General features: G+C 36.2%; 9 protein-coding genes. 3 read left to right on the top strand and 6 right to left on the bottom strand.

Annotated features, from left to right (window positions below; genetic code table 11):
• Positions 1–34 precede the first annotated feature (34 nt).
• From L1S34_RS04630 to L1S34_RS04610, 5 genes are all read right to left on the bottom strand, one after another.
• Entirely contained in the window at positions 35–475 is a 441-nt protein-coding gene (locus L1S34_RS04630; RefSeq protein WP_236363011.1) for a sterol desaturase family protein, read from the bottom strand.
• Positions 476–511: 36 nt separating this feature from the next.
• Complete coding sequence (locus L1S34_RS04625) at positions 512–1,351, bottom strand: phytoene/squalene synthase family protein (protein WP_210789295.1); 840 nt, start codon at positions 1,349–1,351, stop codon at positions 512–514.
• Position 1,352: 1 nt separating this feature from the next.
• Positions 1,353–2,828: a phytoene desaturase family protein gene (locus L1S34_RS04620; protein ID WP_236363010.1), complete on the bottom strand. Its 1,476-nt coding sequence runs from the start codon at positions 2,826–2,828 to the stop codon at positions 1,353–1,355.
• Between the two features lie 38 nt (positions 2,829–2,866).
• The gene (locus tag L1S34_RS04615) at positions 2,867–3,763 is read right to left on the bottom strand and encodes a MerR family transcriptional regulator (RefSeq protein WP_210789297.1); all 897 of its coding nucleotides are present in this window, start codon (positions 3,761–3,763) and stop codon (positions 2,867–2,869) included.
• A 72-nt stretch (positions 3,764–3,835) separates the two neighbouring features.
• Complete coding sequence (locus tag L1S34_RS04610) at positions 3,836–4,786, bottom strand: ion channel (RefSeq protein ID WP_236363009.1); 951 nt, start codon at positions 4,784–4,786, stop codon at positions 3,836–3,838.
• A 362-nt stretch (positions 4,787–5,148) separates the two neighbouring features.
• Here L1S34_RS04610 and L1S34_RS04605 point away from each other — a divergent pair, with 362 nt between their 5' ends.
• The 3 genes from L1S34_RS04605 to L1S34_RS04595 all read left to right on the top strand — a co-directional run bounded on the left by L1S34_RS04605 (position 5,149) and on the right by L1S34_RS04595 (position 9,697).
• Positions 5,149–6,042: a dienelactone hydrolase family protein gene (locus L1S34_RS04605; protein WP_236363008.1), complete on the top strand. Its 894-nt coding sequence runs from the start codon at positions 5,149–5,151 to the stop codon at positions 6,040–6,042.
• 116 nt (positions 6,043–6,158) lie between these two features.
• Complete coding sequence (locus L1S34_RS04600; protein WP_236363007.1) at positions 6,159–6,560, top strand: (deoxy)nucleoside triphosphate pyrophosphohydrolase; 402 nt, start codon at positions 6,159–6,161, stop codon at positions 6,558–6,560.
• A gap of 161 nt (positions 6,561–6,721) precedes the next feature.
• The gene (locus tag L1S34_RS04595; RefSeq protein ID WP_236363006.1) at positions 6,722–9,697 is read left to right on the top strand and encodes a DEAD/DEAH box helicase; all 2,976 of its coding nucleotides are present in this window, start codon (positions 6,722–6,724) and stop codon (positions 9,695–9,697) included.
• 68 nt (positions 9,698–9,765) lie between these two features.
• On the opposite strand, the gene carB is transcribed toward L1S34_RS04595, so the two are convergent.
• Entirely contained in the window at positions 9,766–12,618 is a 2,853-nt protein-coding gene (gene carB, locus L1S34_RS04590) for a carbamoyl-phosphate synthase large subunit (protein ID WP_236363005.1), read from the bottom strand.
• Positions 12,619–12,677: the final 59 nt, after the last annotated feature.

The raw sequence follows: 12,677 nt of genomic DNA, 5'->3' as shown, positions 1-12,677 counted from the left end.
CGCTAGTGAAAGCGGGGTCACGCCCCAAAAAACTTTATATTTTATAGTATTTGAATGGTACGAAAAGCATTCCGAAACATTCGCCATCCTCTTTACCGAGGTGTTTATGGTGTACTTTGTGTGCTTTACGAAGACCAATTAAGTACTTGTTGTTTGTGTGTTTGAACCACTTGAAACGCTGATGAATTAACACATCATGGATCAAAAAATAACATAAGCCGTAGAACATGATACCAAGGCCGATGAAAAATCTGTAATTCAAGCCGCCCTCTACTCCGTAGTAAAATAAGGCGATGCTTGGCGCTGCAAAAATGACAAAAAAGATGTCGTTACGCTCAAAGATATTGGCATATTTAGGTTGGTGATGATCGGCGTGGAAATACCACATAGAACCGTGCATCACGTATTTGTGTGTACACCAAGTTATGCCTTCCATGGTTAAAAATGTACCCAAAAAAATCAAAAAAAAGATCATTTTATTATAGATTTAAGTGAAAATTAAAGGAATGAATTAAACTAGTTTTAGCTTGTACGATACAAAAGATTTGGCCAAAAGACCTGCTTTGGTGTAATTAGAAACGCGAATACGGGCGCTTCCTATTTCGTGACAAGGTGTGTTCTCTAATTTTTTGAGTAGTTTGCGGTAGTAGACATACGCCGTGTATACACCAAACTTAGCTTCCATAGGTAATTTTACAATACCTTCGTAGGCTACTCTAAAATCTTCTTCGATTTCGTTTATGATGGCTGTTTTGGCCTTTTCATCGAACGAATTCAAGTCGACACCCGGGAAATAATTGCGGTTGAGTACTAAGTTATCATCTTTCAAATCGCGTAAAAAGTTTACTTTTTGAAAAGCTGATCCCAAACGCATGGCCTCGTCTTTGAGTTGCTCGTAACGTGCATTATCGCCAGCCACAAAAACTTTAAGACACATAAGCCCTACCACATCGGCCGAGCCATAAATGTAAGCATCGTACTCTTCTTTGCTGTGATAATCGGATTTTATAAGATCTAATTTCATGCTTCGTAAGAAGGCCTGAATTAAATCGTCACCAATATTGTACTCTTTCACCGTTTGTTGGAACGAATTCAAAATAGGGTTTAAACTAATACCACGATCGTAGGCTTTGTAATACTCGTCTTCAAATTCGGTGATTAAAGTTTCTTTGTCGAAACCGTGAAAAGTGTCGACAATTTCGTCAGCAAAACGCACAAAACCGTAAATACTGTAAATTGCCTCGCGAATAGTTGGCGATAACATATACACCGCGAGTGAGAAAGATGTACTGTAATTTTTAGTAACTAACTTACTGCATTTAAAAGAGACATCGTCAAATAATTGCTTCATATTATTGTTCTGAAAATTGCTTATTAATTAATTCCGACACTAATTTTCCAGAAATCAGTGCAGGCGGTACTCCAGGTCCAGGAACGGTTAATTGTCCTGTGAAATATAAATTCTTTACTTTTTTGCTCTTTAGTTTTGGTCTTAAAAATGCGGTTTGCAATAAGGTATTGGCCATACCGTAAGCGTTCCCCTTGTACGAGTTGTACTCGGACACAAAATCATTTTTACAAAAAGATTCTTTAAATATAATATTATTTTTGACACTTTGCTGTGTTAAAGTTTCGAAACGGCTGATAATTTTTTCGAAGTACTCTTCACGCAATGCCTCGGTATCATTGATTCCAGGCGCTAATGGTACAAGGAAAAACCCAGATTCCATTCCTTCAGGAGCTGCAGTTGCATCAGTAACCGATGGAAAGTTGGCATAGAAAAGCGGTTCTTTTGGCCACTGTGGCTCATCATAAATGTCTTTCGCGTGTTGGTAAAAATCAACATCAAAAAACAAAGCATGATGCGAAATGTTATCTAACTTTTTATCAAAACCAACATAAAACAACAAGGACGAAGGCGCAAAAACGCGTGAGTCCCAATATTTCTCAGAATAAGCGCGGTGCTTTTGATCGAGTAAAGTTTCGGTATGATGGTAATCGGCACCGCTCAAAATCAAATCAGAAGCAACTATCTTTCCGTTTACTTGAATGGCAACCGCCGTTTTATTTTCGACAATAATTTTTTCAATATTTGCATTGGTTACAAATTGAACACCTAGTTCAGTTGCCAAGTTTTCCATGGCGCGCACTACATCGTGCATACCTGTTTTTGGGTGCCAAGTTCCAAGACCAAAATCGGCGTAGTTCATAAAACTGTAAAAAGAAGGCGTGTCCGAAGGTTTTGCTCCAAGGAATAAAACAGGAAATTCTAAAATTTGAATCAAACGTTCGTTCTTGAATTTCTTGCGAACATCTTTGCTAATGTTAGAGAAAAACTCTCCTACTTTTAATGCTGTTTCAACAGTAATTAATTCAAGTGGCGAAACACCTGGACGATAAACCAAATCCTTGATGGCAATATCATAATTGCTTTTGGCGTGATCCATAAAAGCTTGCAACTTAGCGCCACTTCCTTTTTCGATGGCCTCAAAAGCCGCAACAATTTCCGGAAGGTTGTCTGCAATGGCTATAAAATCATCAATACCGTAATACACGCGGTAGGCAGGCGATAGTTTTACTAACTCATAATAATCGGTTGTTTTTTTGCCAAAATCAGCAAAAAAGCGTTCAAAAACATCAGGCATCCAGTACCAACTTGGTCCCATATCAAAGGTAAAACCTTCGCGTACTAAGCGACGTGCGCGACCGCCAACAGCGCTGTTTTTTTCATAAACGGTAACTTGGTGACCGCTCTTAGCTAAATAAGCCGAAGCCGCTAAAGCAGAGAAACCCGATCCTATAATGGTAATTTTTTTTACTTCCTTCATTTGTTTAGCAAATATACAAAATCTTTAAACAATTATTTTTAAATCCAATCGACTAATTCCGTGATAGAATTAAAAATGTTTATGCGCTCGGCTAGCTTTTCTCTATCGATGTGTTCGACCATTCGACCAATAAGCCATAGCTCAGTTGTATCATCTAATAGTTGATCCGACATTTGCTGTACGTATTCGTCTAGGATCCCTTTTTCAGGTTGAACCGTCATGTAAGAAACATATACGATCGAATCAAAATGTTTTTTAAGATCTCTTAGGTTTTCTATCGGCATACTTTCGCCAAGATAGATGGTTTTATAACCGTGTAAAAGTACTTCGTAATTTAAATACATCAATCCCAATTCATGAATTTCATTCATTGGTAATGAAAGTACAAAAACTTTATCGGTCTTGGTTTGTTTTAAAATTTGTAATTTTTCAGTGTTAATGAGCAATTTTTGTTTGATCAAATAACTGATAAAATGCTCGTGTGCTGGAGTAATGGTATCTGATTGCCATAACAATCCCAACTCGTTCATTAATGGAATGAATACTTGATGGAAAATTTCTTTAAACGACTTCTCGGCGATAAGCCAATTATAGGTATTAAAAAAAAGTTCTTGATCAAAGTTCATCATTGCCATTTTAAACTCACTTATGGCGTGACTTTTGGCTGTTTTATTTGATATAATTTCACGAACCAAAGACGGGATTTTCTCCTGTGGATAGGTCGCGATTTTAGATATTTTATAACCGTAATCGTGTAGTAACGTGATATTTAAAAGCTTTTGCAAACTCGGCAAATCATACAAACGAATGTTAGTATCGGTACGCATGGGCTGCAGAATATCATAGCGTTTTTCCCAAATTCGTATCGTATGCGCTTTGATTCCTGAAAGGTTTTCAAGATCCTTGATACTGAATACATTTTTTACATTGTTCATCGTTTCTGAAAATTTATTGAACAAATGTAAAATAAATTTAGATATAAAACGACCTAAACCGTTGTAAAAACGCTATTTTTCTTTAAAATCGACTTTTTGATAACTGTTTAACAAATCTAAGTGTAAGATTGTCTTGGAGTTCGATTCATTTCGGGTGTACATCGAATCGAATTTAGCGCCATAAACTACTTCATCAAAAGTATAAGACGTTCGTGTAGCCACTGTATTACTGAACATATCGTCAAAAGCAGTCAGGTGCACAATAAACTCTCCGTTGATAGAAGTGAAATCTTCAGCTGAAAGACTATACAACGGGCTTTCAGGAGTTATAGGGTGTACAAGTGTCCAACTCAAACTAAGTACATTAATGCGATCGAGTTCTAAATCTAAAGCAAAAAAGCGATTGGTCATGGCACCATTTTCATTATCACTCCTGCGCATCGTAATTCTTGCGAAAGCATCGGTCAAGTCGGTATTTTTAAAAGGAGTCAATCGCAGCATCAAAGCCGTTACCTCGCGGTAAGGCCCAATCAGGGCATTGTCTGAAAATTTGATAAAAGCAGTGGGTTTGCTAAAACGCCCAAAAAACAATCCGGTTGCAATGGCAAAACTGAGTAATCCAATTAAGGCCTCGGCGGCAGAAAGCGCGCTAGCCAAAAAACCAACGGGACTGATGTGCCCATAGCCCACAGTTGTAAAAGTTTGCGCACTAAAAAAGTAAGCCTGCCCAAACTTACCCAATTCGGTACCCGAAGGATCGATACCGTTTAAATGTTCGATACCAATAGAAAAATACAAAAGTGCAAAAATGAAATTCATTCCCATGTAAAACAGCAAAAGTGTCAATAAAAATCGCCACTGCGGCATGGCAATCATGGTGTGGTACCAACTAATACGACGCAGTAAAAACATCCCTCGTTTTTCTACATTGGCGCTGCCGTCTTTATTGATGAATCGGCCGCCGTAATTGCTGGCATTGGTTCCAAAACCTGTATTTTCTTGTGATTTCCCTGCTGTGTTCATACTATTTTTACGTTCTATTCCACCCACCGTTATTGCCTAAGCTGTGCTTGGATTTAAAATTCAAAAATAAAACTATTATGGTAACGTAGCACTATTAATTCGAGGAAGATGATTGTTTGGTTTCACAAGGTTCTCGATACACTTTGTTTTCCATTGCATTGCAAACAAAGCACTCGAACTGACGAACTCTCGATACCCAAATTTGTCATTACGACGAAGGAGGAATTCAAACAAATTACTCACCGAAAGGAGATGCTTCGTACCTCAGCATGACAAAATAAGGGCAAAAAAAATAGTAAAGCGCAACAGTAAAGAAGTCTCAAAACTATTACTTATCTTAGTACCAACTAATTCAAAAAAACATGACCAAAATAACCAAAGAAGACATCAGCCAAGAAGTTTTTGACCTTTATGACGATTACGCACACAATAAAATTGACCGTCGTGCCTTTGTTGAAAAACTATCCCTATTTGCCGTGGGAACCTTAACCCTACCCTCGTTACTGAGTTTTATGTCACCCAATTATGTTGACACTTTACTAGTTTCACCCAACGATCCACGACTGAAAACGGGTTTTATCACCTACGATTCGCCCAAAGGTGGTGGCGCTATCAAAGGTTTATTATCGCAACCTGTGGCTAGTAAAAAGAAACTTCCGGGAATTATTGTCGTTCACGAAAATCGTGGCCTCAACCCTTATATTGAAGATGTGGGCCGCCGAGCTGCGCTAGATGGTTTTATCACCTTGGCTCCAGATGCCTTGTCGCCATTAGGCGGTTATCCCGGAAACGATGATGCGGGTCGCGAACTACAAAAAAAACGTACTCGCGATGAAATGCTCGAAGATTTTATTGCAGCCTACAACTACCTAAAAAACCATAAGGACTGTAACGGACACATAGGCGTTGTTGGTTTTTGTTTTGGAGGTTGGATTGCCAATATGATGGCGGTAAAAATTCCAACTTTGCAAGCTGCCGTGCCATATTACGGAGGTCAACCAACCGCTGCCGAAGCAGAACTAATTAAAACTCCGATTCTCGCCCAATACGCTAGCTTAGACACGCGTGTTAACGAGGGTTGGTCTGCCTACGAAGCTATTTTACAAAAAAACAAGGTACCGCACACAGCACATTTTTACGAAGGCGTGAACCATGGTTTCCACAACAACACCACACCGCGTTACGACGAAAAAGCCGCTACCCTATCCTGGGAACGCACCATTGCTTTTTTTAAACAAGAGCTCAAAAAGAAATAAGCGCATTGCAAAATGATAAGAAAGTGGAAATGAACGTTTCCACTTTTTTTATGTTAAATTTCCTAATTTCTGGTTTTCCGTATAGTTTTAAAGATTGGATTTTGTAATATTATCAAATGAAAGAAAATAGCATCATAGACGTGACTTGCGCATTGATATTTTTGGGAAATAAAATACTTGTTACTCAAAGAAGCGAAAAAATGAAACTACCATTAAAATGGGAGTTTCCGGGTGGTAAATTAGAAGAAAATGAAAGTGAAGCAGATTGCATAAAAAGAGAAATATTAGAAGAAATTAATATTGAAATAGAAGTCGTAAAACAATTATCAAATAGTGTTTATGATTACGGAAGTTTTAAAATCAATTTAATTCCTTTTATAGCCAATTATGTTTCTGGAGAAATCATTTTATCCGAACATAAAGATTATAAACTATTAGAAAAATCAGAACTACTGAATTTAGATTGGGCAGAAGCAGATTTACCGATCGTTGAAGAATTTTTAAAACTTGAATTATGAACCAAGGATTGTACGAAGAATTAGTAACCAAACTAATCAACTATAAATTAAACGAACTAGATAAAGATACTTTTCAAGTTAAAAAAACCTCAATTGACAAAGCAGAAGCAGCACAATTATTATCGCAGCATATTGGTAGAACAATAAAACAAGCTTTTAACTTGATTAAAGGCGAAGATATTCTTGAAACTCAAATTGAAATTGCTAATAAGATTATTCTTTTTTTGAGAGAAGAATTGAAAAAGGAAGAATTTGAAGATGACTTAATTGAAACTGAAGGAAAAATATTAAAAGCAGTTTTCACTAAAGTTGACAGTCATTTTACAGATTTGGATTTACATTTAAAAGAAATCACACCCTACACAAGATTAATTCACAGTGAACTTTTTACAGGTGGAAATTCAGGAACAACTTTAGAAAGTGAATTAAGAAAAGAAATTTTATCATCGGATGAAATTGATTTGTTGGTTTCTTTTATCAAATGGAAAGGAATTAGAATTTTAGAACGTGAATTAAAAGAATTTACAAATAGAGGCGGAAAACTAAGAATAATTACAACTACATATATTGGTGCAACTGATGCGAAAGCAGTTGAGTTTTTATCGTCATTAAAAAACACTGAAGTCAAAGTTTCTTATAATACAGGAAATGAAAGGTTACATGCAAAAGCCTATTTATTTCAAAGAAAAACAGGTTTCCACACAGGATATATTGGCTCTTCAAATTTTTCTCGTTCTGCATTAACAGATGGATTAGAATGGAATTTAAAAATAACAACCAAAGAAGTTGGTCATATTATTGATAAATTCAAGAAAACATTCGAAGCATATTGGCAAAATTCTGAGTTTGAATTATATGATAAAAATATTCATTCTGTAAAGTTAGTTGAAGCTTTAAAACAAGGGAAATTTTCTAAAGAATATACTTTTATAACATCTTATTTTGATTTAAAACCGTTTCATTATCAAAGTGAAATACTAGAAAAATTAGAAGTTGAAAGATCAGTTCACAATAGATTTAGAAATCTTTTAGTTGCCGCAACAGGAACTGGAAAAACAGTTATTTCTGCTTTTGATTATAAAAATTTTAGAAATAATAATCAATCATCAAAGTTACTTTTTGTGGCTCATAGAAAAGAAATTTTGCAACAAGCAAAAGCAACTTTTCAAGGGATTTTAAAAGACAATAATTTCGGCGATTTATGGGTTGATGGAATAGAACCAAATTCAAATGAATATGTTTTTGCTTCGGTTCAAACTTTAAATAATCGACTTAAAGAAATTAAACTTTCACCGGAATATTACGATTTTATTATTGTAGATGAAGTACATCATATATCTGCATCAACTTATAGACCTATAATAAATTACTTTAAACCTAAAGTTCTTTTAGGGTTAACAGCGACTCCAGAGAGAATGGATGGTGAAGATATTTTAGAAGATTTCTGTAATCGTATTGCTGCTGAAATTAGACTTCCCGAAGCTTTAAATAAGAAATTATTAAGTCCGTTCCAATATTTTGGAATTACAGATAGTATTGACTTAACAAATGTTAAATGGGAAAAAGGAAAGTACGTTGCAAGTGAATTGACGAGTTTGTATACAAAAAATGATGTGCGTGTTGGTCAAGTAATTTCAAATCTTGAGAAGTACACCAATGACATAAACGATGTGCGAGCGATTGGATTTTGTGTTACAGTCGAACATGCAATATTTATGACCGAAAAGTTCAATTTAGCAGGTTTAAAAGCAGAATGTTTGACCCGCAAAAATTCAAGTGACAGAGATAGAATTAGAGCACAATTCAAGAAAAAAGAATTCAATTATTTGTTTGTCGTTGATATTTTTAATGAAGGCGTCGATATTCCCGAAATTGATACAGTTTTGTTTTTAAGACCAACAGAAAGTTTGACAGTTTTTCTTCAACAATTGGGACGTGGTTTACGTTTAGCAGAAGGAAAAGATTGTTTAACCGTTTTAGATTTTGTTGGGAATTCAAGACCAGAATATGATTTTGAAAGTAAGTTTAGAGCGTTAATTGGGAAAACAACAACTTCGGTTCAAAAAGAAATAGAAGATGATTTTCCACATTTACCATTGGGTTGTTCTGTTATTTTAGAAAAGAAAGCAAAAGAAACTATTCTTGAAAATATCAAGAAAGCAACGTCCTTAAATGTAAATCAACTCATTGCAAAGATTAGAAATTTTCAACATCAAACGACTTTACCATTATCTTTAGAAAATTTTATTAGTTTAAATCATTTATCAATTGAAACAATTTATAAAAAAGATAGTTGGTCAAGATTATGTCAAAAAGCAGGTGTAATAGATGATTTTGAATCAAAAAATGAAAAACAAATTTATTCAGCTATCGGAAAAAAATGGTTGTCTACAAATTCCACCAGTTATTTCAATTTCATTTTGAACATTGCAAAAAGTGGTTTTAATATTGACATCAATGATTTTAATGAAAATGAAAAAATCATGTTACTTATGCTACATTATGATGTATGGCAAAGCGCAGGTGGTTTTGATTCTTTAGAGCAAAGTATAAAGCAAATTGGGAAAAATAAAATACTAGTAAATGAAATTATTGAAGTATTAGAGATTTTAATTGATAAAATTGGATTTAAAGAAATTGACATTAAACTTCCTTACGAGCAACCATTAAAGTTACATGCTAGATACACAAGAGATCAAATCTTGGTCGCTTTTGGACTTAGTACATTTGACAAAAAATCTTCAAACCGAGAAGGAGCCGCTGAAAATAAAAGATTAAACACTGAAATTCTCTTTATCAATTTAATTAAATCAGAGGAAAATTTTTCTCCAACAACGATGTATGATGATTATGCAATTAGTGAAACATTATTTCATTGGCAATCACACAATGCTTATGGTCCAGAGACAGGCAAAGGATTATCATACATAAATCATGGTAAATTGAATAAAAAAATACTTCTTTTTGTTCGAGAAAAAGCTAATGACGAAAACGGAAATACGCTTGGTTATGTTTTTATCGGCGAAGCAAATTTCAGAGAAACAGAAGGCTCCAAACCGATGAGCATTAAATGGGAACTCAAAGAACCCTTACCCAATTATTTGTGGAAAGAATCTGCAAAAATGTCAATTGGATAAAATAATTTCAAATTCCTCTTAACAAAAAAGCCCCAAACGGGGCTTTTTCTATACAATTATGTTACATTTTATTTACTTAAGTACATTTTTCTACGAGAGTACAATTCGTAGAACTGATCGTCTTTAAGGTCATCAATAAACAAGATGCTTTCACCAGTTGATTTCATTTCAGGTCCTAACGCTTTGTTTACATTATGAAACTTACTGAACGAGAACACCGGCTGCTTGATGGCAAATCCTTTTAATTGTGGGTTAAAGTCGAAATCAGTTACTTTATTGTGTCCTAGCATAACTTTGGTAGCGTAGTTCACATACGGTTCACCGTAAGCTTTGGCAATAAACGGCACTGTACGTGACGCACGTGGGTTGGCCTCTATAATATACACGGTATCGTTCTTGATAGCAAACTGAATGTTGATTAAGCCCACTGTTTTAAGCGCCAAGGCAATTTTTTTAGTATGGTCTTTTATTTGTTGCATCACAAACTCACCCAAGTTGAATGGCGGCAAGGTCGCGTTACTATCGCCTGAGTGCACGCCACAAGGCTCAATGTGCTCCATTATCCCGATGATGTAAACGTTTTCACCATCGCAAATTGCATCGGCTTCAGCTTCGATAGCACCATCCAAATAGTGGTCTAAAAGCAATTTATTACCCGGAATGGTTTTTAACAAATTGATTACGTGCTCTTCTAACTCTTGTTTGTTGATTACAATTTTCATTCCCTGACCACCCAACACATACGAAGGACGAATTAACAATGGGAAATCCAATTGATCTGCCAACGCAGCGGCTTCATCAGCTGTTTCGGCAATACCAAACTGCGGGAACGGAATTTCTAATTCGGTCAACAAATCAGAAAAACGACCGCGGTCTTCGGCTAAATCGAGTGCATCAAAACTAGTTCCTATAATTTTAACTCCGTATTTAGATAACTTTTCAGCCAGTTTCAAAGCAGTTTGTCCGCCTAATTGCACAATTACACCTTCTGGTTTTTCGTGTTGGATGATGTCGTAAATATGTTCCCAAAATACTGGCTCAAAGTATAATTTATCGGCCGTATCAAAGTCCGTCGAAACCGTTTCAGGATTACAATTGATCATGATTGTCTCGTAGCCACATTCTTTGGCAGCCAAAACTCCGTGGACGCAAGAGTAATCAAATTCGATTCCTTGACCAATTCTATTTGGCCCAGAGCCCAAAACAATAATTTTCTTTTTGTCGGTAACAATACTTTCGTTGTCGACGTAGCGCGTACCATCTGCTTTTTCGATTTCAGCTTCAAAAGTAGAATAGTAATAGGGTGTTTTTGCTTTAAATTCGGCCGCACAAGTGTCAACCAATTTAAACACACGATTGATGTTTTGCTCGGTACGTAGGCTGTGTACTTCGCTTTCTACGCAGCCCATCATGTGCGCAATTTGTCTGTCGGCAAAGCCTTTTTGTTTGGCTTCAAGTAACAAATCTCTTGGCAAAGTAGCGATGGTGTATTTGGCAATTTCTTTCTCAAGTGTAAACAATTCCTCGTATTGTTTCAAGAACCACATGTCAATTTTAGTGATTTCATGAATTCTACTCAACGGAATTCCAAGCGCAATGGCATCGTAAATAACAAACACACGATCCCAGCTGGCATAGGTTAATTTCTCTATAATTTGTTCGTAATTAGTGTAGCCTTTTCCGTCAGCACCCAATCCGTTTCTTTTAATTTCTAATGATTGTGTAGCTTTATGCAAGGCCTCTTGAAACGAGCGTCCGATTCCCATAACCTCACCTACTGATTTCATTTGAAGACCTAATGTTCTATCAGCTCCTTCAAATTTATCAAAGTTCCAACGCGGAATTTTCACAATTACATAATCCAAAGTCGGTTCGAACAAAGCCGAAGTTGACTTGGTAATTTGGTTTTGCAACTCATCTAAATTGTAACCCAAAGCTAATTTTGAAGCAATTTTGGCAATAGGATAACCTGTAGCTTTTGATGCTAATGCTGAAGAGCGAGAAACACGAGGATTGATCTCGATGGCTACGATATCTTCTTTTTCATCTGGCGAAACGGCAAACTGCACGTTGCAACCTCCGGCGAAGTTACCAATAGAACGCATCATCAAAATGGCATAATCACGCATTTTTTGGAAAGTCGTATCCGATAAGGTCATTGCTGGCGCTACCGTAATCGAATCACCTGTGTGAATCCCCATTGGATCCATATTTTCGATAGAACAAATAATAACTACGTTGTCATTTTTGTCTCTCAGTAATTCTAATTCGTATTCTTTCCAACCCATCAAAGCTTTATCAATAAGCACCTCGTGAATTGGAGACGCCTCTAAACCGCGGGTTAAGAGTTCGTTGAAATCTTCTTTTTTGTACACAATTGCAGCTCCTGTTCCTCCTAAGGTAAACGAAGGACGAATTACTAGCGGAAAACCAAATTCCTGCGCAATCTCTTTACCACGTAGGTACGAGGTACAAATTTCGGCTGGAGCAGTTGGTACATTTATTTTTTTAAGTAATGCTTTAAATTGATCTCTGTCTTCGGTAATGTTGATGGCATTAACGTCAACACCAATTAATTTCACATCAAAATCCTTCCAAATTCCTTTCTCTTCAGCTTCCAAACACAGGTTCAAAGCCGTTTGTCCGCCCATCGTTGGTAAAACAGCATCAATTTGCGGATGCGCTTTTAGGATTTCGATAATCGATTTGGTAGTCAGCGGTTTTAGGTAAATATGATCGGCCATTGAAGGATCGGTCATAATGGTAGCCGGATTGGAATTGATCAAGATTACCTCGATTCCTTCTTCACGAATAGAGCGTGCAGATTGCGAACCTGCGTAATCAAATTCGCAAGCTTGACCAATTACAATAGGACCTGAACCTATTATTAAAACCGATTTTATTGATGTGTCTTTAGGCATGTTGTAGTGTGTTGTGTAGTTATGTGTAAATGTAAAGGTACTGAAAGGATGACTTTTAG

This window comes from Flavobacterium sp. K77 (assembly GCF_021608205.1).
Classification (GTDB): Bacteria; Bacteroidota; Bacteroidia; order Flavobacteriales; family Flavobacteriaceae; genus Flavobacterium; species Flavobacterium turcicum.
Note: the sequence above shows the minus strand (reverse complement) of the source record. Positions and strands in the feature narration are given on the sequence as shown.